17 protein-coding genes and 1 pseudogene are annotated in these 21,360 nt (G+C 63.4%); 7 read left to right on the top strand and 11 right to left on the bottom strand.

Annotated elements, in window-relative coordinates:
* Positions 1-22: 22 nt before the first annotated feature.
* The 3 genes and pseudogenes from BUS42_RS22055 to BUS42_RS22040 form a co-directional block, all read right to left on the bottom strand.
* Positions 23-1,000: a DUF1559 domain-containing protein gene (locus BUS42_RS22055; protein ID WP_074309738.1), complete on the bottom strand. Its 978-nt coding sequence runs from the start codon at positions 998-1,000 to the stop codon at positions 23-25.
* 3 nt (positions 1,001-1,003) lie between these two features.
* Entirely contained in the window at positions 1,004-1,453 is a 450-nt protein-coding gene (locus BUS42_RS22050) for a hypothetical protein (RefSeq protein ID WP_074309737.1), read from the bottom strand.
* Positions 1,454-1,850: 397 nt separating this feature from the next.
* A pseudogene (locus BUS42_RS22040) lies at positions 1,851-2,684 on the bottom strand (phosphoenolpyruvate hydrolase family protein); the annotation flags it as partial.
* Between the two features lie 424 nt (positions 2,685-3,108).
* On the opposite strand from BUS42_RS22040, the gene BUS42_RS22035 reads away from it, so the two are divergent.
* The 3 genes from BUS42_RS22035 to BUS42_RS46625 all read left to right on the top strand — a co-directional run bounded on the left by BUS42_RS22035 (position 3,109) and on the right by BUS42_RS46625 (position 6,044).
* Positions 3,109-4,908: a phosphoenolpyruvate hydrolase family protein gene (locus BUS42_RS22035; protein ID WP_074309734.1), complete on the top strand. Its 1,800-nt coding sequence runs from the start codon at positions 3,109-3,111 to the stop codon at positions 4,906-4,908.
* A gap of 373 nt (positions 4,909-5,281) precedes the next feature.
* Positions 5,282-5,659 carry a hypothetical protein gene (locus tag BUS42_RS42940; protein WP_074309732.1) on the top strand — a complete coding sequence of 126 codons (378 nt, stop codon included), beginning with the start codon at positions 5,282-5,284 and terminating at the stop codon, positions 5,657-5,659.
* 1 nt (position 5,660) lies between these two features.
* Entirely contained in the window at positions 5,661-6,044 is a 384-nt protein-coding gene (locus BUS42_RS46625; protein WP_083670432.1) for a helix-turn-helix domain-containing protein, read from the top strand.
* Positions 6,045-6,270: 226 nt separating this feature from the next.
* On the opposite strand, the gene BUS42_RS22020 is transcribed toward BUS42_RS46625, so the two are convergent.
* The 5 genes from BUS42_RS22020 to BUS42_RS21995 form a co-directional block, all read right to left on the bottom strand.
* The gene (locus BUS42_RS22020) at positions 6,271-7,764 is read right to left on the bottom strand and encodes a sensor histidine kinase (protein WP_074309730.1); all 1,494 of its coding nucleotides are present in this window, start codon (positions 7,762-7,764) and stop codon (positions 6,271-6,273) included.
* Positions 7,761-8,462 carry a response regulator transcription factor gene (locus BUS42_RS22015; RefSeq protein WP_074309729.1) on the bottom strand — a complete coding sequence of 234 codons (702 nt, stop codon included), beginning with the start codon at positions 8,460-8,462 and terminating at the stop codon, positions 7,761-7,763. The genes BUS42_RS22020 and BUS42_RS22015 overlap by 4 nt, the downstream gene beginning before the upstream one ends.
* Before the next feature lie 136 nt (positions 8,463-8,598).
* Positions 8,599-9,114 carry a PepSY-like domain-containing protein gene (locus BUS42_RS22010; protein ID WP_254053659.1) on the bottom strand — a complete coding sequence of 172 codons (516 nt, stop codon included), beginning with the start codon at positions 9,112-9,114 and terminating at the stop codon, positions 8,599-8,601.
* A 247-nt stretch (positions 9,115-9,361) separates the two neighbouring features.
* Positions 9,362-10,207 carry an amidohydrolase family protein gene (locus BUS42_RS22005; RefSeq protein ID WP_074309727.1) on the bottom strand — a complete coding sequence of 282 codons (846 nt, stop codon included), beginning with the start codon at positions 10,205-10,207 and terminating at the stop codon, positions 9,362-9,364.
* Positions 10,208-10,906: 699 nt separating this feature from the next.
* On the bottom strand, positions 10,907-12,373 hold the full coding sequence (locus BUS42_RS21995) for a hypothetical protein (RefSeq protein ID WP_074309724.1): 1,467 nt from the start codon (positions 12,371-12,373) through the stop codon (positions 10,907-10,909).
* A gap of 233 nt (positions 12,374-12,606) precedes the next feature.
* On the opposite strand from BUS42_RS21995, the gene BUS42_RS21990 reads away from it, so the two are divergent.
* Positions 12,607-13,953, top strand: coding sequence for an aspartate aminotransferase family protein (locus BUS42_RS21990; RefSeq protein ID WP_074309722.1), 1,347 nt, complete (start codon positions 12,607-12,609; stop codon positions 13,951-13,953).
* A gap of 21 nt (positions 13,954-13,974) precedes the next feature.
* Here BUS42_RS21990 and BUS42_RS21985 read toward each other — a convergent pair whose 3' ends face one another.
* Positions 13,975-15,876 carry an AI-2E family transporter gene (locus BUS42_RS21985; RefSeq protein WP_074309720.1) on the bottom strand — a complete coding sequence of 634 codons (1,902 nt, stop codon included), beginning with the start codon at positions 15,874-15,876 and terminating at the stop codon, positions 13,975-13,977.
* A gap of 191 nt (positions 15,877-16,067) precedes the next feature.
* Entirely contained in the window at positions 16,068-17,177 is a 1,110-nt protein-coding gene (locus BUS42_RS21980) for an aminotransferase class V-fold PLP-dependent enzyme (RefSeq protein ID WP_254053658.1), read from the bottom strand.
* 25 nt (positions 17,178-17,202) lie between these two features.
* Here BUS42_RS21980 and tnpA point away from each other — a divergent pair, with 25 nt between their 5' ends.
* The 3 genes from tnpA to tnpC are packed head-to-tail and all read left to right on the top strand — an operon-like array spanning position 17,203 to position 19,662.
* Positions 17,203-17,580 (top strand): IS66 family insertion sequence element accessory protein TnpA, encoded by a 378-nt coding sequence (tnpA, locus tag BUS42_RS21975; protein WP_074306042.1) that lies wholly within the window; start codon positions 17,203-17,205, stop codon positions 17,578-17,580.
* Positions 17,574-17,960, top strand: coding sequence for an IS66 family insertion sequence element accessory protein TnpB (gene tnpB, locus BUS42_RS21970; protein ID WP_074306044.1), 387 nt, complete (start codon positions 17,574-17,576; stop codon positions 17,958-17,960). Before tnpA ends, tnpB begins: the two co-directional genes overlap by 7 nt.
* A 31-nt stretch (positions 17,961-17,991) precedes the next feature.
* A complete protein-coding gene (tnpC, locus tag BUS42_RS21965; protein ID WP_074306046.1) occupies positions 17,992-19,662 on the top strand; it encodes an IS66 family transposase in 1,671 nt (556 codons plus the stop codon).
* A 580-nt stretch (positions 19,663-20,242) separates the two neighbouring features.
* On the opposite strand, the gene BUS42_RS21960 is transcribed toward tnpC, so the two are convergent.
* Positions 20,243-21,301 (bottom strand): NAD(P)-dependent alcohol dehydrogenase, encoded by a 1,059-nt coding sequence (locus BUS42_RS21960; RefSeq protein ID WP_074309718.1) that lies wholly within the window; start codon positions 21,299-21,301, stop codon positions 20,243-20,245.
* Positions 21,302-21,360: the final 59 nt, after the last annotated feature.

The following is a 21,360-nucleotide window of genomic DNA, read 5'->3' as shown; positions in this document are numbered from 1 at the left end:
GGGGAGCAATTAAACCCATCCATTAATAACTATCCGAGCTGACCACCTCGGACCCCTTGGCGGTGGAAATCGCCCGCCAGATCACCAGGCTGATCGAGTCTTTCACGAACCGGACCGAGCCGTCGGCCATGGCTGCGTTCACGCCGCCGGAGTGCTTGCTGCGGGCGTCGAACGACTGCTCCTCGGCCCAGCCATTATAGCCGTTACTCGAATTGATCACGGTGCAGCCCGGGATCCCATTCAGGTCCTGCTTCTGCGGGCAGACGCGAAAGATTTCGTCGTAGACCTTCGAGTTCGGGGTCAACCAGGACTGGAACGTCTGCGCCCCCATGCCGATCATTGAGTCGCCGAGCGGGCCGGTCCAGTAGTTGGTCGACGGGCTGGTCGGGGTGATGTTCTCGGAGACGAACAAGGTGTTGCTCAGGCCGTCGGTGATATCCGAGAAGCCGCCGCTCTTCCCGTTGCTGAAGGGAGCTCCCCCGAAAATTACATTGGCCTTGGTCCACTGGCCATAGTTGGTGTTGCCGTAGTTGACCGGATAATTGCAGCGGATCCGCGACCAGGTGGGGTTGTCCCACTCATTCTCCTTGAGGCCGTCCGACGGGCAGCCAAAGGTGCTGACCTTCGTTTTCCGCGCCGTGATATTCGCGGGGTTGTTATTTGAGATCGCGAAGTTGAACGAGTTGAACCAGGCGACCTGTTCGATCTGGGGCCCGATCCGCGCGTGCCAGGTCCCCTCGTCGTACCAGGCGCCGCTGGCGCTGCCGGGCGGGAGTGCGTAAGGGTAGGGGTAGGGCGTCCCCGGCGGCATCGAGCCCGTCGTGTCATGGTAGTTGTGCATCGCCAGAGCGATCTGTTTCAGGTTGTTCACGCATTGCGACCGGCGGGCCGCCTCGCGGGCCGCCTGCACCGCGGGCAGCAGAAGCGCAATCAGAACAGCAATAATCGCGATAACAACGAGCAATTCGATCAAAGTGAAACCGCGGCGTGATCGGCCCATGGCTTAGCTCCGCTGCTTGGTGTTTGGGGACTTGGAACCGGACTCCTTCGAGCTCATCGGGAAGTCTTGGTCCGCCTTGTTTTCCTTGACCTCGATGGGAAAGCCGGTCTTATAACGGTTCGGAATCCCGACCGTCTTCGGAGTCTGGTAATCGCTCGTGATTTGCGCGGGGGGCGCGGGGGGATTGGCGTGAAGAATCGCGGTGACCTTGCCCAGGGGAACCTTGTTGGCCACGTACCGGCCCTTCATGATCGTGGCCTGGGTGATCGGTCCGTCCGCCAGGTTGGCCGGAACGAACTGGACCGTGCCGTCCTCGATCGGCTGTCCGTCAACCGTGACCTCCCCTTCGAGCCGCGCCGACTGATAGTTACTGCTTGCCGCCTCCTGGCAGCCGGCCAACAGCACCAAGGCGATGACTGGGATCAAATCAGAGATTGGCCGTAAAGCGTTCATGATCCGAAGCACTTTGCCTCCATCCGCTTGCTGAGGCACTCAAGCGATCGCGGCCCGCGCGTTCCGAAGGCCAAACCGATCGATCCGTCGTGCCTGGAATCCCGAAGTCGATTCAATCCGAGCACTTGAGAGTTCGCCGATGCGGGCTCCCCACGAAAACCGAGTCCGCCGGAACGGATCTTCATCAGAACATAAATATTGCTCCTTCCTCAGGCAGATTCCCCGCCACCGCCGCGCCCACAGCAGCGGCGTTCCTCACTCAGTGACCTTTGCCGTCACCGATGCGTGCAACCTTTGCCGGCGACTCGATCCCGACCTTATGGAAGCCATTTTCGCCGTGCGGATGCGCGCCGTTCGCCACGGAGAGCCCGCCCGACGGCGCCGGTTTCCCCGGGGACGACGCCGGCCGCAGCGCAGCAAACTTGCGGACCTGGGTGGTGATCCCCGCCTCCGTCGGGAGCCGCTCCATCGAGCTCGCCCCGTAGAAGCCGACCAGATCCGCGCAGCGATCCAGAACGTACTGGGCGTCCTCAGGCAGCGCGATCGGCCCGCCGTGGCAGAGGAGGAGGATGTCCGACCGGTGCGCCTTGGCGGCCGCGCTGATCCGCTGGATCTCGTCGACACATTGGCTCAACGACTTCGCCGTGACCGTCCCGGCGGTTCGTTCGACCGTCAGGCCCATGTGGACGATCAGGGCATCGGCCCCCGCGTCGGTCATCCACCGCGCCTGCTCGGCGTCGAAGACATAGGGAGTCGTCAGCAGGCCCATCGCGTGGGCCTCGGCCACGCACTCCACCTCGAGCATGTAGCTCATCCCCGTCTCTTCCAGATTCTTGCGAAAATGGCCGTCGATCAGGCCGACGGTGGGGAAGTTCTGGATCCCGGCGAACCCAAGCTCGATCAACTCCTTGAGAAAATGGGTGCGGAGCAGGAACGGGTCGGTGCCGCAGACCCCCGCCAGAACCGGGGTCCGCTTCACCGCCGAGAGGACCTCGGGCGCCATTTCCTTGACGATCTGATTGGCGTTGCCATAGGCGAGCAGGCCGGCCAGTGAACCGCAACCGGCCATCCGGAAACGCCCCGAGTTGTAGACGACGATCAGGTCGGCCCCGCCCGCCTCCTCCGCCTTCGCCGAGATCCCGGTGCCGGCACCGGCCCCGATGATCGGCAGGCCGGCATCGACCTTCTTTCGCATCTGTTTCAGAATTTCCGCACGCGTCAACTTGTTCATAATCAATATGCCAGGGACGGCGGTGTGTTCCAGAAGGCCCGCTTGAAAACCAGCATTTCGAGGCGTTGAACAATCCAAAGCGATCGCCGCGAACCTCCCGTCCATCGACGCGAGGAACGCATCCCAAACTCCCCGGTGGGTGTCCGGGGAGCGGGTGTCGAGAACAAGCCTTGGGGTGAATTTGTGGAATCGTTGAGAATCGGGACGGTTGGCCGCCAACGCACAGCGGCCGCTCTGCTCTCATGCAGAACTCGCGCCAACATGTCCCGACCCCATCAAATAACACCCAAACCACTTCCCCATCAAGCACTTAAGAAATTCCACCGAAAGATCAGCATCGACTAGACACTGTGTACCCACTGTGCCACAGTATCCATCGGGTACACAGCCCCCCACATTCCGGGGACATTTCCCGAACTCCCAAATGAATAGCATTCATAAAATCATCGCATCACACCGTAGCCAGAGGTCGCCGCTGGTTGGGGTGGTTGCGGGGTCGGGCCTGGTCACGAGCGGGGCGCTTGATGCCGGCGCCGACTTGCTGTTTGCGCTTAACTCCGGGTTCTATCGGAGCCAGGGGAGCGGTTCGTTCGCCGCCTTTCTGCCGTATGGAAACGCCAACGACCAGACCGAGGCGTTGCTCCGGGAGCATCTCTTACCGCGCCGCGGTCGGATGCCGGTGATCGCGGGCCTGTTGGTCAACGACCCCACCCTCGCGCTCGACGAGCGGTTGACCCGACTGCAACAGCTCGGGGTGGAAGGGATCGTGAATTGGCCGACGGTCGGCTTCGTCGACGGCCAGTTTCGCGAAGCGCTGGAGGCGGCCGGCCTGGGAACCGAAGCCGAGATCGAGATGCTCCATCGCGCCAAGGCGATGGGGTTCGCCACCTTCGGGTTCGTCGTGGTCGGTGACGGCTCCGCCTCGAGGTTCGCCCGAGCGGAGGTCGACGCGATGATCATGGGCCTGGGCCTGACCCACGAGGTCCACGACGTCCAGGAACGACGCGACCATATCCAGCACTCATGCACGTTACTCAATGCCATGCTCGAGGAGGTGCACCAAACGGGCCACTCGCCGGTCTGCCTGGCGTTCGGCGGGCCGATCACGACCCCCGAAGATTTGGAGCAATTGCTCACGCATAGTGCCATTGATGGATTCGCGGGGGGCTCGGTCTTCGAGCGGCTCCCGTTTCAGAGTGCGATCGTGTCGTTGGTCCGCCGGTTCAAGAGCCTCTTGCTCCGCGCGGGCGACGTGGTCCACCCCGCCGGGTTTGGCCCCTTGGTCGGCGTTTCCGACGAGATGCTCGAGCTCTACCGCCGGGTGGAGCGCGTGGCCCCGTTCGACGTCAGCGTCTACATCCAGGGCGAATCAGGTTCGGGCAAAGAACTGGTCGCGACCCAGATCCACCGGCTGAGCTCGCGACGTCATCGCGCGTTCGTCACGCTCAACTGCGGCGCCATTCCCGACAGCCTGTTCGAATCAGAGCTCTTCGGTCACGAGAAGGGGGCGTTCACCGGCGCCCACCGCCGCAGGCTCGGCAAGTTCGAGCTCGCCCATGGAGGGACCCTCTTCCTCGACGAGGTCGCCGACCTCAGCCCGCACGGCCAGGTGGCCTTACTCCGCGCGATCCAGCAGCGCGAGATCACCCCGGTCGGCGGCGAGCGTCCCAAGTCGGTGGACGTCCGCATCCTGGCTGCGTCCAACCGGCCCCTCTCCCAGCTCATCGACCAAGGAGGGTTCCGCGCCGACCTCTATTACCGCCTGAACGGCGTCACCATCGAACTGCCGCCGCTCCGCCGCCGCCTGAAAGACATCCCCTTCTTAGCCGAACACATCTTGGGCCGGCTCAGCGTCCAGTTCAAGCGGATGGTTCTCAGCCTCTCCCCCGACTTCTACGCGAAGATCATCAAACACGATTGGCCGGGCAACATCCGCGAGCTCGAACACGTACTTACCCAATCCATCATGCTTGAGGACGGTCCGATCCTCGAGGGCAAGCATTTCGAACCGGTCTCGCGACGGGCGACCGGCGCCGGCCCGCCCCAGGATGACCGCGACATCGATCCCTTGGCCGCCCGCCGAACGGCCCTCCGCCGCGCCTTGCGACAGGCAGGGGGCAACAAGAGCCGAGCCGCGGAGCTCCTCGGAGTCACCCGCCGGACGCTCTACGCCTGGATCCGCGACGCCAACCTCGAAGCCGATCCTCTCGCGGAATCTCAATAACGCAGCAAGCCAAATCTCTACACAAGCAATCAACCAACTATTTAAATTTATTAGCGTTATCGGACTGAACCTCAACCCCAAACCGACCATCAACACCACACGAACGAAATGTCATATTTCAATGGACAATATCCGTGAAACCAACGAGGGGCAACTGCTTCCGCGTTTCCCCGAGCTAGGCGTGAGATTCAATGCGTACCGCACATCCGTTCTCGGTCGACACCGCGATCTCCCCAAGCTGCTATTCTTCCTAAACCACTCAAGCCTCCCCGTTGAAGTGCCTGCGACTTAGCCCCTTCCATCGTGTATCGCTTGCACTCCATGCGACAATGTCGTACAGTACCAATATCCCGATAAAAACAGAAATCAAATCATGTACGACGACTTTCAACCAACAGAATGGCCCCGAATTCTGCAATTACCTGGCTTCACTCGGTATTGGGATAAACTTGGCTTGGACAACACCGCTTTGGTTGACCTTGAAATCGAAATTCTTGAGGATGTTTTGGGTCATCCGGTGATGAAGGGGACGGGAGGTCTTCATAAGGTTCGATTTGTACCGCCCGGGGAGTCGAGAGGAAGAAGTGGTGCCTACCGAGTTGGGTATTTCGCTTTCCCATCACATGGCTTAGTGATTCTTGCAATTCTCTGGTCTAAGAACGAAAAGGCTAATCTTACGTCAAGCGAGCGCAATGCGATCGCCAAGGTCGCCAGTGAGATCGAAGAGCTTCTCAAGAAGGGAATGATCTAAAATGGGGAAGAAGTCGACCAAAGCGATCTCTCCAAAGGTCGCTGAGATGCTCTCGGACATGGAACTCTTGAGAGACACCATCGCAGAGGGTGTCCCTATTGAAGACCGATTTACGGTTCGTCGCGTCGAAATGGTCCCCCCGCCTCGGGAATATTGCCCAGATGATGTGAGGCGGGTTCGTGATCTCATGGGTATGAGTCAGGGTGTTTTCGCGTTGTTTCTGGGGGTTGATTCCGGGACAATTTCTGCGTGGGAGCAGGGGAGGCGTAAACCTACTGGAACCGCTCGACGGCTCATGGATGAGATCGAAGCCGATACCACGCATTGGAGAGTAAGGATTCATTCTCTCGTGAAACCTAAGACTGGCGGCTCGTCTTGCAAGTAACATCGGGTGCAAAGCCGCACATCCCTTTCTCGGTCGACGCCGCGATCTCCCCAATCTGTTGGACAAGGTTTTCCTTGATTTCCTGACAAATGATCGCAGTCATGCAAATATTTCAGGACGCCACGGGTTGGGTACAACCGTGGCCCCCAGGCCTCACGCACAATTCAATGCAAGGCCATATCCACCTGCTTGGCGCCACGCCATGGGCGAAAGCGCATCGCCCTGATCAATCAGGCACATCAACAGCCGTGACGACCGGCTGTGGATCCGCCGGGTCGTCATGAACCGCGGGCGGGACGGTTGCGATGGGCAGTTCGATCGTGAACCGGCTGCCTTGTCCCAACGCCCCTTGTGCGGAGATCCGGCCGCCGAACGCCGTGACGATTCTTCGGGCCACGGCCAGGCCGAGCCCGACCCCGCGCTGGTCGCGCCGGGTGGCCTCAGGCGCACGGTAGAACGGCTCGAAGGCTCGGGCCTGCCCTTCGGGCGAGAGCCCATCCCCCTGATCCACCACGGTGAGCGAGACAAGGTCGGCTTGCCGCCCCGTCCGAACGATGATCGGCGTGTTCGGGGGACTATATTTACAGGCGTTGTCGAGCAGGTTATCGACCGCCTGCGCGAGCAAGAGCGGGTGGACCCGCACCCAGAGCGGGCCGGCGTCGGTCGCTTCCGCCTTCAGATCCGTACCGCGCACATGGCTGGACCACGCCTCGAGGTGCTCGGGCACCCAGGCGGTCAGGTCGATGACCACCGGTTCCGGGCGCCCGGCCTCCGCCTCGGTTCTCGCCAGGAAGAGCAGGCTCTCGATGATCTGCTGGAGGTGGACCGCCTTGTGGCGGACGATGCCGAGCACTCGGCGGTATTCCTCGGGCGGGCGATCGCGGCGGAGCACGACGTCGACCTGGCCGAGCAGGCCCGCCAGGGGGGTGCGTAACTGGTGCGACGCGTCGCCGGTAAACCGGCGCTGTTGCTGGAGCGTTTCGTGGAGGCGATCGAGCAGGCCGTTGAACGCCTGCCCCAGGTCCTCGAGCTCGTCCCCGGTTTTCGGGACGGGCAAGCGCTCGCGGCGATCCTCCGCGTCGGCATCGCGCGCGGCCATGGCCATCTCGGTCAAGGGAGCGAGCCCGCGCCGGCAGAGCCGGCGGTTGACCGCGGCGGCCACCAGCCAGAGGACCGTCGACAGGCCGAGCAAGGTCAGCCCAAGCTGGCTCAGGGTCGCCTCCGTCGGCCCAAGCGGGGCGTAGGCGACCAGGATCAACGCGGCGTGCCTCCCGCTCGCAAGCGGTTCGAGCGGTTCTACCGGCTCCTGGAACGGCTTGGGAACGGTCAGGCGCCTCGTCTTCACCATCCAGGGGCGGCCGTCACGCCCCGACAATCGGCCGGCGGGCGGTTCTTCGGGGAGTTCGATCGGCAGCCGGCGCGGATTCAGGTTGGGCGACTGGTCGATCAACCGTCCCCGCGCGTCGCGGACGACCCAGCGGATCTGGTCGGCCCCCGCATCCAGGCCCACCCCCAGCACGCGCTCGCCGGGTTCCCACTCGACCCCCTCCGGACCGACCTCGGCGGCGGCCGCCAGGGTCGTCAGGGCCGAGTCGAGCCGCTCGTCGATCAGGCGATAGAGGTGGTGGACCGCCAACCCGCCCAGCGCCGCGGAAAAGCCGATCAGGACGATCGCGAGCGCGGCCAGGAACGACGCGGAGAGCCGAGAGGCGAGGCTCATGGGGCTCCTTCCGACCCTCGGGGCGATTCGCCGAAGAGGTACCCTCGGCCGCGCAAAGTATGGATCAGCCGGACGCCATTCTGCGCTTCCAGCTTGCGCCGCAACTCTTTGACGTGGACCTCCAAGGTGTTGGAGAGACCGTCAAAGCTTTCATCCCAGACATGGTCGTAGAGACGGGTTCGCGTCAGGACCTGCCCCGGGTGTCTCAGAAAGTAGACGAGCAGCGACTGCTCCTTGGGCGTCAGGTCGAGCGCCTTTCCCGCGCGCTCTGCCCGCCCGGCGATGGCGTCGACCCGCACGTCGCCGTACTTCAAAACTCCTCCGGCTCCGTGCCCGCCCCGGCGGACCAAGGCGCGAACCCGGGCCAGCAATTCCTCGAAGCTGAACGGCTTGCAGAGGTAGTCGTCGGCCCCGCCGTCCAGGCCGCGGACCCGGTCGGAGACCGCGTCACGCGCGGTCAGGAAGAGGACGGGCGACTCCCCTCCCGACTGGCGAAACCGCTTGAGCAAGACCAGGCCGTCGGGCCCGGGGAGCCACCAGTCGAGAATGATCAAGTCCCAGTTCAGGTCCAGGAGCGCAACCCGGGCGGTATCACCGTCCGGGGCATGTTCGACCGCGTACCCCTCTTCGCTCAACCCGCGGATCAACGAATCAGCAATTTCGACGTCGTCTTCAACGACCAAGATCCGGGTTTCCATGACGCTGAAACCGCCCTTCCCACCCGAACGAGCCGCCCCCCCGGCACTCGACCGGGGGGGCATCTTTTTTTATCGAAAACTTGACTCAGCTCGCGAGCGATGCAATCCTCACCGCTCCACGACTTCCCATCACCAATCACTTGCTCTTGGCGGGAGTCGCTTCTTTCTCATCATCGTCGTCGTCTTCTTCCGTCTTGACGATCTTCCCCTTGGCGTCCAGGACGACTTCCTTCGACCCCACGATCACCTCGTAGCTGACGGCGCCCGTATCTCCCTTGGTGATTTCCTCGGCCTTCTTGATTTTCACATTGGGAAACTTGGCCGCCAAGGTGGCTTTGACCGCCTCGGGCAACTTCTCGACGGCGACTTCCTTCTCGATTTCCAAGATCGTGCCGTCCGCCTTGAGCGCCAAATCGACGGCGTGCCCGTCGACCTTCAGCTCGACTTCATAGGTCGTCACCCCATCCTCAACCTCTTTGGAGGCTTCTTCGATCTTCGCCGTGGGAAACTTGGCCTTGGTCGCCTTGAGCACGGCCGCGGGCAACTTGTCCACGGGGATGGATTCTTCGTCGGCCCCGGCCGCCGCGCCCAGGACCAGCGAGCCAACGAGTCCCGACAGAGCCGTCCATCGCGTAAATCGAGTCATCATCATTCTCCGCTTGATTTGGACTTGGTGAAATGTCGCCGAGGAATTCTCGAACCCCACCGGCGATGACCGATCTTAGCGAGTGGAACTAAAGCCTCGATGAGCGAAATCTAAATTATTCCTTATTCGGAAAAATGCGGTCCCCGGATCGCAAACCAAGGGGCGTCAACCTCGAACGGGTTCCAAACCCTTTTCATCTGATCGCCTTTTGCTCCCAGAGGTTTGCGTACCTGGAGTGTTCACCCGTGGTTTTTCAGGCGAGTCCCAGGATGCCGAGTGCGTCCCGTTCGATCATTGCCTCGATCGCCTGCTCGTTCAGTTTCGGTAGGCCGGTTCCCTGGGTCATCGCGTTGAGTTTGCGCAGGCCGTCGATCGAGGCATTGACAGTGGTAAACGGGTAGTCGCTGCCGAAGAGGAGCTTGTCCCAGACGCCATACTCCTGCACGAGCATCAGGCTCTGGTAAAGCTGAAACGGCCGGTAGTGCAAGGCGCTAACGTCGGCGTAGACGTTCGGGTGCTTGCGGATGGTGGCGACGCATTCCCCCTCGTACGGATGCGAGAGGTGCGCCATGATGATCTTGACGTCCGGGAAGCGGATCGCGACGGCGTCGAGGTGGCGTGGGAGCGTACACTCCAGGGGGGCCTGCGCGATGAAGGTCGTGCCGGTGTGGAGCAAGACGGGCAAGTGGTGCCGCGTCGCGTACTGCCAGAGTGGGTCGAGCCGCGGTTCATCGGGCCGAAACCCCGCGTACATCGAGAGCAGCTTGATCCCGCGCAGGCCGAGGTCCTGGTGCCCTTGCTCCATCTCCGCTTCCCAGCCCGGTTGCGTCGGGTCGACCGAGAGGAAGCCGATCAGGGTCTCGGGATGGGCGTTAACGTAGCGGGCGACGTACGGGTCGTCAACCCAGAGTCCGCTCAGCTTCGCCTTGCCGCCGAAGACAATCGCCTTGGCCCCCGGCTGGGTCGAGGCGACGTAGTCTTCGAACCGGACCGTGAGGTCGACCTCGACACCCGCGCGCGCCCGGCAGGCCTGACGGCGAAAGTCGTCGTTGAAGTGGAGCGGGTACTGCCAGGCATGACTGTGAACGTCGACGATCATGAAAGTTTCCCCCAGGCATCGACGGCGATCGGGCGGAGCGATCGACCGTCGAGCCACCAGAATCGATCTTGGAGGTTGACGCAAAGGGCGACCGTCAAACGAGCGGGCCGGCACGGACGGTCGCCTCTCATTACCCAAAGCCACCAATACACCTAACACTATTTATAGCATCATGCACCTTACTCGAAGCGGTCGCCCCTCCGGGGCTACAAATTCCGTTTATCACTTTTCAGCTTCACCCGATTTCACCCTATAATGAAGGGGCAAGGGAGCGTTTTCCCCTGACTCGGTTTGCTGCCCGCCCCCACCAGGTCGGCACACCAATTGCTTTCGATAGTCATCCGCACAAGGGATCGGCCCGTGCTCGACAGCCTGCCGAGTCGGCCCAAAAACGCAAAGTCAACCCAGTCAATCAGGACTCCAACATGCGAACAATCCTCGTAGCCGTCGCCATCGCCGCGATCACGAGTGGCTGTGCCGAATGGAGGGGTATTGTGCAGCCTTCATCACCGCACGTCAAAGCCTCTCCAAACGTCCCGGTCGCGGCGAAGCCCCCGACCCCGAGTTGGCCCTGAACGGGGAGCCGGACGACGAACCGAACCGCCAGGGCCAACCCAGAAGTCAGCACCCCGCCATGCCCGAGCTGACAACCGGGTCGGTCCCACAGCTCTCGAAAGGCCGCTGAGCTTTCAGCAACGCTCACTTCTCGGCCATACGAATGGCGTAGAGATCGGCGTCTTTCATGACAAAGCGTAGGCGCACCTCTTTGCCGGCGAGGGCCCGGAGGTCGCTGCCATCCTTCCACCGCGCGGGGCGTTCGATCTCGTTGCCGATGGACTCGACGCTCTCGGCCAGGGTGAAGCCGGGGATCGGTTTACCGCTCGCGTCCTGGATCTCGACGCGGATCCCCCCCGCGGCCGAGGTCGCGAAGTTGAGGAAGAGCCGCGTTCCCTGAAAGGTCAGCGGCTTCATGACCAGTTCGCCCCCTTCATAGGGTGCCCGCACCGACGCGAAGCCGTCGAGCCGCAGGCTGTAGCGATGGAGGTGGGCGGTCGGCTGAGCGTAGTCCTGGTTGGTATAGACCGACATCTCGGTCGGCCCGGTCGGCACGACGTTCAAGGCGGGATAATTGGTCCGCGAGACCCAGTTCCGCGCACCGATTCCCGGGCGGATGAACGAGCCCAGAAATGTGCGGTCGTAGACCTTTCCGCCCCGGCTAGTCATGAAGATCGCGTCGGAGGTATCCTTGAAATAGCTCGGATCGACGCCGATCGCTTTCGCCTCCTCGGCGCTCAAGACCTGGCGACCGGGCATGAAGCGAGCCGCCGTCGCAATCGCGAGGTGCGGGGCGCGAAAGTAGGGCTGGGTCTGGTTCGTGTAGAGGTGCTCGACCGGAGCAGGGCGGCCCTCGGCATCCTGGTATTCCATCAACTGGATCGATTTCCAGTTCACGAAGTCATCGCTCTCCGCGCGACAGATCCGCCGCACCTTCCCTTCAAAAACCCGGAAGTACGTGAGGTACTTCCCTTCCGCGGGCGACCAGAACGCCAGGTTCTGCGAGTCGAACATGGAGGGGAACGGGACCATGCTCTTGGTCAGCACGGGCTCGTCTCGCAGCGTCTTCCACCGGAGCCCGTCGGCCGAAACGAACGCGACCAGGCCCGTCGACATCGTGCCGCCCAAAGCCTTGTAACGCTGGTCGGCGGGGGCCGCCGGGTTCGTATCCAAAAGTGGACTGAAGTTGTGCGACAGCCCATCAACGGCCAGCACCACGTTGTTGTCGCGGCTGCCGCCAACTTCGACCAGCCCGAGTTGCGGCTTCACCCAGTGGATCCCGTCCGTGGAGTCGGCCACGCAGGTCACCTCGCCGAGCCCATCCTTCTGGGCGGTCGCCTTCCCTCGGTAATAGGCCCGATAGTTCTTGCCGTCGTGGATGATCGTACAATAGCCGGAGAAGCCCCCCTCCCACGGCTTGTCGAAGGCGAGGACCGCCCCCTCGTCCCTTGGTTCGCACAACCGGAGCGAGACCCCGCGCATCCGGTCGATCAACCGAGCGTCCACAAACGGTTCGACCCGACCTGCCGGGGCCCCGGTGGCCGGCTCAACCGCCAACCCGGGCGTGGAGAGGACGATCGAAACGAGTGTGCAAAAGCCAATCAGGCGCATGCTTGATCTCCTTGGACAAGGGGTGGCCCGCTCCTCAGGCACAGCCCAATGATCCTATATTGGTACGGACAACCGGTTCAACCCTGACGCGCCAGGGCCGCCCATTTTGCCGTATAGCGGAGAACGTAAGCCCCGATCGTCTGCCAAGGCGGCTTCCAACGCCGCGCCAGGTCGGTAAGATGGGACAGACTCCGCTCGACCCGATGCCCCTGTGACCTTGGGACTCCGCAGAAATGAATTGGCCTCAATCCGAGCAACTTCTGGCTGACAACGCCCGACTCATCCCCGGCGGACTCGCTTCGCTCAATCGCAAGGCCGATCCCGTGATCGCGTTCGTCCGCGCCAAGGGATCGCGGCTCTGGGACATCGACGGTCATGAATATATCGACTACCATGCCGGTTTCGCCCCGTACATTCTCGGCCACGGCGACGAGGACCAGACCGCCGCGGTGATCGACGCGATGCAGAGCGGCCTGTCGAACTACGGGTCCGGTCCCACCCTGGAAGAAGGGGTGCTCGCCCGGCTCTTCCTCAAGGCGGTTCCCCATGCCGAGAAGGTCCAGTTCTTCAACACCGGCTCGGAAGCGACCTCGCAAGCGATCCGCGTGGCCCGCGCGTGGACCGGTCGATCGCACTTGATCAAGATGCAAGGGGGTTATAACGGCCACCACAACGCCGTGGCCACGAACTTGATGAGCACGCGTGAACAGCTCGGCGGCGTCGCCATTCACGGCGACGAATATCCGAGCGTGCCGATTTCGGCCGGGATCCCCCCCGTCGAGCAAGCGCTGACCCACGCGGTGCCGTTCAACGACCTGGCGGCCGTGGAGCAGATCGCCAAGCGTGGTGAGATCGCGGCCTTGATCACCGAACCGGTGCTCCAGAACATCGGCGTGGTCAAGCCGAAGCCGGGCTACCTGCAAGGGCTCCGCGACCTGGCCGATCGTTACGGCTTCGTCTTGATCTTCGACGAGGTGAAAACCGGGTTCCGCTCCAGCCTCGGCGGCTACCAAGCGGTGGCCGGAGTATCGGCCGACCTCTCCACCTACGGCAAGGCGGTCGCCAACGGCTTCCCGCTGGCCGCGTTGGCGGGTAAGGCGGAGCTGCTCGACCTGGCGATGAGTCCCGACCCCACCAAGCGGGTCTTGATCGCCGGCACCTACAACTGCCACCCCGTGCCGGTCGCCGCCGCGATCGCCTGCCTGAAGAAGCTGATGGATCCCGCGCACCGGGTCTACGACAAGCTCGAGGCGCTGGCCCAACGGCTCGAGGCCGGGCAACGTGCCTTGTTCGACCGGTTTGGCGTGCCGACGGTGATCAGCCGCGTCGGCAGCGCCAGTTGCGTCTACTTCTCGACCGTGGAGCCGTCGGATTGGTGGGACGTGCTCGAGCACCACGACGCCGCGTTCGATACCCGCTACCGCCGCGCCTTGATCGAACGGGGGATCTACCACTTCCCGGTCATCGTCAAGCAAGGAAGCATCAGCTTCGCACACAGCGAGGCGGATATCGATCAAACGCTCGAGGCCACCGAAAGCGCTCTGCGAGCGCTGACCGCCGGCCCCAAAACGACCACTTGATAGGTTTCCCCAGAAGCCCGCTCAGGCCGACGTCGAGACGGCCACGGCCGACTTGGCGGGAGTCCCACCGGCCGAGGTCAGGTTCTCCTCGGCGGCGGGAAAGACCTTGGCCAGGATCCGGTCGCGGGCGTCGGCCAGCGTGAAGACAACGTGGGTGGCGCCGACGTTCGTCAGACGCTCGGCCGCGGCCGCGGCACCCCCGGTCTCGCCCCAGCGACCGACCACGATCGGCAAGACGGAGGACTGCGCGCGGAGCCGGCTGACCAGGTACCGCGACTGCGCCAGCCCTTCGGGCGGCACGTGCGACAAGACGACGAGTTCCGGGTTCCGCTCGGTCACTTGCTCGACGACTTGCAGGGGCGATCCCGCGTCCGCAACGATCTCGAGATGACACCCCGACGGAGCGAGCAACTGCCCGAGCATCTTCAAAACCAGCAGATCCGAGTGATCAACCACCGCCACGCCCAGGAGCTCGACCGCCAAGGGGGCAGGGGCCTCCTGCTTCGCGGCGGTGCTCGAAGACTCGCCAGGGACCGAGGCGGGCGACTGCAACGTCAGCTCCGACACCCCTTCGAGGTTATCGACGATCTCGCCGATGACTTGCCAGATGAACGCCTGCTCGCGCTCCTCGAGATCGGCCCGGGCGGCGTCGCGCTCGGCCAGCGTCAGGGTCGGGACCAGGACCCGATCGAAGACCTCAGCGCGTGGCCACTTCCGCTGCGCCTCTTCGACCAGCTCAACGGCCCCTTCGCGGTCGAGGGAGACGAGCCGCTGGTAGAACCGGACGTGCGGGTCGAGCTCCGCCTCCTCGCCCAGCATGAGGGCGAAGAAGCGAAGGCCGGGCACGTACTTGCCGACCACCGCCAGGCAGACGGTTAAAGGCGTGGAGAGCAAGAGCCCGAGCGTTCCCCAGAGCCAGGTCCAGAACATCGCGGCCACCAGCAGGCCGAGCGCGGAGACCCCGGTCGTCTTGCCGTAGATGATCGGCTCCAGAAAGCTGTTCAGCACCGTCTCGAGCACCGCGAAGAGCGCGACGACCAGGATCGGCTCGAACCAGCCCGGGAAGTAGGCGAACGAGAAGACCAGGGGGAGAAGAAACGCCACGGCCGGCCCCACGTAAGGGATGAACCGCGTGACCGCCGCCAGGCAGCCCCAGAGCACCGCATACGGGACGCCGATCAAGGCCAGGCCCACGCCGATCACCAGCCCAAACGCCGAATTCATCAGCGCGAAGGTGGCCAAATAACGGCTGATTCGCTGGCCGATCTCCTCCGTCGTCCGGGTCGTCAAACTCACCTGGCGGTCGCCAAACAGACTCACGATCCGGTCGCTGAGATCCTCGTGTCCCATCAGGATGAACAGCACCAAGATCAACACGAAGCTGCCGACCCCGAGGAATTCCAGGTAAGGGCCGGTGGTCGACCGGAGCCGCTCCTGAAACGATGGTTCGGCGACCACAATCACACGCGGAATCTTATTCGCATTTTCATTCACATATGAGTCTTCGCCTCGGGCGGCAGACGGCTTATCGAGTTTGGCCATGACTCGGTCGGACATCGTCGTGAGCTTCTCGGCCGCCGACTCCTGCCCGGGCTTCAGCACGCTATTCAGCTTCTTCTCGATGTTCTCTTGGTAGTCGGGCAACTGATTGGCGAGCGTGGTCAACTGGTCTCCCACGACGTAACCCAGCCCACCGAGCAGGCCCAACGCCAAGACGACCGTCAGGACCACCGCGGCCGCGCGGGGCATCCCGAGCCGCACCAGCCGGCGCACCGGCGGAGCCAGGGCGAAACTCAGGAGAATCGACAGGGCCAAAGGCTTGAGCACCTCCGCGGTGAAATACATGAACGCGATGATCGCGAAGATGAGAATCGTCAGCTTGAACGGGTCGTTCAAGGCGGATGACTTGCGTGCGTTGGCCATGGAGTCTGCCCCTGCATGAGGTCCATTCGAGTCGCTGAAGCTGGAACGCAGGATCGACCTGCGCCCTCAGGTTCAGTCGATCGCGCCACCGGGGATCCCGCTTCGAGCGAACTTCAACGCGCTCGTCCCAAAAACAAGGAAACCTGTGCAACCCTCATGCCGCCCTCGCCAATCCCGGATCGACCCTTGTTTCAGGGACACAGCTCTTCGACCAGGCGGCGAATCAGGACCGTCGTCCGCGCCTCGTTGAGATGCAAGGGGTTGATGACCAATTTCCCCTCATCGAGCCGTCCGTGGCCCACATAAACCGGTGGTGATCCGTGCCGTAGCCGACGGCAAACGTCGAGCGCGGAGCGTCCCAAGCCCGCCTCATCGAGACCGATTTCCAGCACCGGCAGGCTTTCTCCATCGGCCGGTACCACCAATCGGCCCCGCGCCGGTGTCCCTTCCCATTCCAGAGCCGCCGCCACCCGCTCGAGATAGCTGCGGAAGACCGCCAGCTCCCGGTCGTACGCACCTTCGTTGAAGAGGCGCAAGGCGGTCAGCAGGGCAACGATCTGCTCCTTGGAAACCTTCATGCCACGGCCGATGCCATGCCGGGGCAAGCCCGCCAACCGCGTCCGATCGAACAGGTTGTCCGGCGGCTCCCAGAGGTCGAAATGATCGTCCATATCGAGCATCTGCAAGGCCGCCGCCCCGACGAGCTCGCGCCGGCCGCAGAGGAGGCCCGTGGCTTGCGGACCGCGAATCGCCTTGCCACCGCTGAACGCCACGAGGTCGGCCCCGGTCGCGACGATCTCACGCAGGTTGGCACGCGGAGGCAATTCCCCCGCCGCGTCGACCAGAACGCTGAGACCATGCTCGCGCGCCACGGCGACCACTTCGGCGAGCGCCGGTCGCGAGTGCGGCCCATAAACGTAGACGATGCCGGCCGTCAGCGGCCCGATGGCGCTGGCGTATTCCCAGGCCTCCACCCGCCGCACGCCCGCGCCGGCGATCGGCTCGTGAAAGCCAACCTCCACCAGGCGGGCCCCTGCCGCGCGCACGGCGTGGTCATACCCATTGCGCTGCTCGCGAGCCATGATCAATTCATGGGGAAACCCGTCGCAGTTCGGCAACCGCTCCATCCGCCCCAGGTCATACCCCGTCAAGATCGCGGCCGCCCCCAGCGTCAACCCCGCCGCCGCCCCCGCCGTGACCAACCCGGCCTCCGCCCCCGTCGCCTCGGCAATCCGCCGCGAAGCCGTAAGCGCTCGAAATAGCCAGTCTTGTGCCGCCTGATAGCCTGGAAGACGGACCATTTTGTTCGTCCTCCGGAGTCAGAAGATGCCACGTGCCGCCAATCCTGCCCTCCCAGTCCTCTGGCGTCGGCGACTGCAACAGCAGTCCGACAGCGGTCTCACCATCGGCCAGTTCTGCCACGGCCAAGGGATCTCGACCGCGTCTTTCCACGCTTGGAAGCGACGCCTCGCCTCGGATTCGCCTGGCCCTGTCCCCTCTCCGGCTCGCGAACCGGCATTCGTGCCGGTCATCCTCGCCGCCGCCCCCGAGTCGCGATCCGGCGATTCCGCTGAATTCCTCACCATCCGACTCCCCGACGGCGGACGAATCCTCCTGCCCATCGCCGCGGGCGACGAACTCGTCTGCCGGGTCGTCGAGACCGTCGCCCGCGTCGCGGCGAGGATGGAGGACACCTCATGTTGAGCGTCCCACACACCGTGCGGATCCTCCTTCACGCCGACTCCGTCGACCTCAGAAAAAGCTTTGACGGGCTCTCGGGAATCGTCAGCCAAGCCTTCCCTCAGGAGGAGCTCCTCTCCGGCCATCTCTTCCTCTTCCTGAATCGCCGACGTGATCGCATCAAGATCCTCTACTGGAATGTCGATGGCCTGGCGATCTGGTACTATCGCCTCGAAGCCGGCTCGTTCCAGGTCCCCCTCCGGCCCTCCTCCGACGCCCCGATCGAACTCCGGTCCGCCCAACTCGCCATGCTCCTGGGCGGCATCGACCTGGGGAACGCCCAGCAACGAAAACGATACCGGAGGCCTGAGAAAAACAGGGAGAATCCCGGGAAAACCACTTGAAATCAGAGGTGAGCATGCGATAATTCAAGTGATGACTATTCCTCTCGGTCGAAATGCCCAATCCGGCCCCGAATCGCCCGCGTCGCCGCCAGTCTCTGGCGACGCGGCCCCTCCCGTCGATGCGATGCAGCAACGGATCCAGGACCTGCTCGCCGCACTCGATCAAGCCACCAGGGCCAATGAGGAGTTGGCGCAAGAGAACGACCGCCTGCGCCAGGAGTTGGAGCGGTACCGCCGCTATGTCTACGGGCGACGTAGCGAACGATGCGACGATCCCGGACAAGGTCATCTCTTCGCGTTCGGCGAGGACCTCGAGGTGACTCCCGAGGCCGAACCGGAGGCCCCGACGCCGGCCGCTCCGAGGAAGTCCCGGCCATCGCGGACGCTGGATTTCAGCCGCCTGCCCCAGGTCCGCATCGAACATGACGTGCCCGAGGCGGACAAGACTTGCTCATGCTGCGGCCGGTCCAAGGCACGCATCGGCGAGGATGAGCGGCGTGAGCTCGAATTCATCCCGGCTCGCCTGGAGGTCCGGGTCCACGTCCTTCCCAAGTACGCGTGCTCGCACTGCCACGACGGTGTGAAAAGCCCCGACGGACCGGAGCGGCCGCTCCCGGGGTGCATCGCGGGAGCGGGTCTGCTTTCGCAATTGCTGATTTCCAAGTTTATCGATCACTTGACCCTGTACCGCTTCGAGGACATCTCGGTTCGCTACGGTTTGCACCTGCCGCGTGCGACGCTGTGCGATTGGGTCCGCAAGGCCGCCGAGTTGATGGGGCCGCTCTACGACCTCCAGAAGCAGCTCGTGCTCCAATCTCCGGTGATCTGGACCGATGACACCCCCGTCAAGGCGCTGGGCGGCGAGGCTCCCGGGAGCCTGACGACACGGTTCTGGCTCTATCATGGGGACGAGGATCATTCCTACGACGTGTACGACCATACGGCGAGTCGCAAACGCGACGGGCCGGCGACGTTCCTCGCCGGCTTCGCGGGTTATCTTCAGGCTGACGCATATGCCGGATATGACGGACTCTATCTCGGGTCGCCTTCGGCGATCCTTGAAGTCGCTTGCTGGGCGCACGCCCGCCGCAAGTTCTACGATGCGCGGTCGTCGTCGCCGGGGAACGCGGGTTTGATCCTGGAAGCGATCCGCCGGTTATACGACGTGGAGGATCGCGCCCGAGGGTTGTCCGTTGAGGCGAGACAGGCCCTGCGTGCGCAAGAAGCGGTGCCGATCCTGGAACGGCTTCGAGGGGACCTCGATCGGCTTGCGGACCAGTCGCTGCCGAAATCGGCGTTGGGCCAGGCTCTGACCTATGCGCGGAATCAGTGGAAGGCGTTGTGCCGCTACACCGAGGACGGCCGGCTGACGATCGACAACAACGTGGCGGAGCGTCGCCTCCGCGACCAAGCCATCGGCCGGAAGAATTGGTTGTTCCTGGGGAATGTGGATGCGGGACCGCGAGCGGCGGTGTTGAGCACGATAGTGGCAGGGGCGAAGCGTCATCGTCTGGAGCCGTGGGCCTACGTCAAGGACGTGCTGATGACGCTGAGCGTGGCCCCGGAACGAGTCGAGGACCTCTTGCCCGATCGGTGGGCTCGGAACCATCCGGGACACGTGCTGACGCATCGCCTGGAGGAATCACGTGAGCGGGCACGGCGTCGCGACGCAAAACGAGCGGATCGTCGCAAGCGGAAGTGATCCAAGGGCGGTCCGATGCGCGGAGTGACGGGAGTGCCAATCGCGGCCTCCCCCCTGGGAATCTCGAGCGCTTACGCGAAGCCACCCCCTGCAACTGTTCGAGCGGCACCGATTCACCGGCCGCCGCGCAGAACGCCTCCAAAACCAACGGAGCCATCGGCGCCCCGCCGAGTCGCGTCACCGCCCCCGAAGCATTGATGATCGGCTCAATCCCCAACCGCTCGAAAACATCCATGACTCGATCCTCAAAACCCAAAAACGGCAGCCAATCGGCACCGCAACGACACCAACGGCTCCGCCATCAAAGCCACGGATCGGCCGTCCCGATCTTGTCAACTTGGCCCATCATGGCGACTCACCGACGAATGATCCAATCCCGTCCGCATGAGTTCCCAAATCAACGGTTGAGACGGCGGCGACCGGCTGGACCGCGTGTGCCCGACGATTGGTCCGCGCTTCTGCCTCAGAGAGGCTTGAGCTCGCTCTCGGCAACCTCCTTCCCATCCAGCCGAGCCCGATGGCCGAGAATTCCAGCCCGCTACTCCCGAACTTACCACTCACACATGCTCACTCGCTAATTTTATTCAGACTTGAGAGACGCCAGGTCGATGGCGAAGCGATACTTCACGTCAGACTTCAGCAGCCGCTCGTAAGCCTCATTGACCTTCTGGATGGGGATGACTTCGACGTCGGAGGTGATGTTGTGTTCTCCACAGAAGTTGAGCATCTCCTGGGTCTCGGGGAGGCCGCCGATATTCGAGCCGGACAGGTTGCGACGCCCCATGATCAGGCTGAATGCGGAGACCGCGAGCGGCTTCGCCGGGGCACCGACGAGGGTCAGGTTGCCGTCGAGGCGGAGCAGGTTGATGTATGCGTTGACGTCGTGCTCGGCCGAGACGGCGTCGAGGATGAAGTCGAAGCTGCCGGCATGCTTCTGCATCGCGTTCGCATCGCGAGAGACGACGACTTCGTGGGCACCGAGGCGAAGGGCATCTTCCGTCTTGTGGGGCGACGTGGTGAAGACGACGACGTGGGCACCGAGTGCACGGGCGAACTTGACGCCCATGTGCCCGAGACCGCCGAGTCCGACCACACCGACTTTCTTGCCTTTGGTGACGCCCCAGTGACGCATGGGCGAGTAGGTCGTAATCCCGGCACAGAGGAGCGGGGCGGCTCCCGCGAGGTCGAGATTGGAGGGAACGCTGAGGACGAAGCGTTCATCGACGACGATACTGTCGGAGTAGCCGCCGTAGGTGACGCCCCCGAGGTGCTTGTCCGGGGAGTTGAAGGTCAGGGTCAGGTTCGGGCAGAAATTCTCAAGGCCGGCCTGGCAGTTGGGGCAGGTACGGTCCGAGTCGACCAGGCAGCCGACCCCGACCCGGTCGCCCGGCTTGTATTTCGTGACCGCGGAGCCAACCTTGGTGACCCGCCCGACGATTTCGTGGCCCGGCACAATCGGGTAGACCGTGGGCATGAACTCGCTCCACTCGTTGCGAACCGAGTGGAGGTCGGAGTGGCAGATGCCGCAGAAGAGAATCTCAATCTGCACGTCGTGTTCGCCCGGGTCGCGCCGCGGAATCGTGGTCGAGGCCAGCGGTGACTTCTCAGTGGCGGCGGAATAAGCCTTGGAGCTATTCATGAAATCCTACTCCCTATTTCAAGCAATGCCAGCAGGCGTGAGGGGAGGGGGCGGTGCCC

The sequence above is a fragment of the Singulisphaera sp. GP187 genome, from assembly GCF_900129635.1.
Classification (GTDB): Bacteria; Planctomycetota; Planctomycetia; order Isosphaerales; family Isosphaeraceae; genus Singulisphaera.
This window is presented reverse-complemented; position numbering and strand designations above follow the sequence as displayed.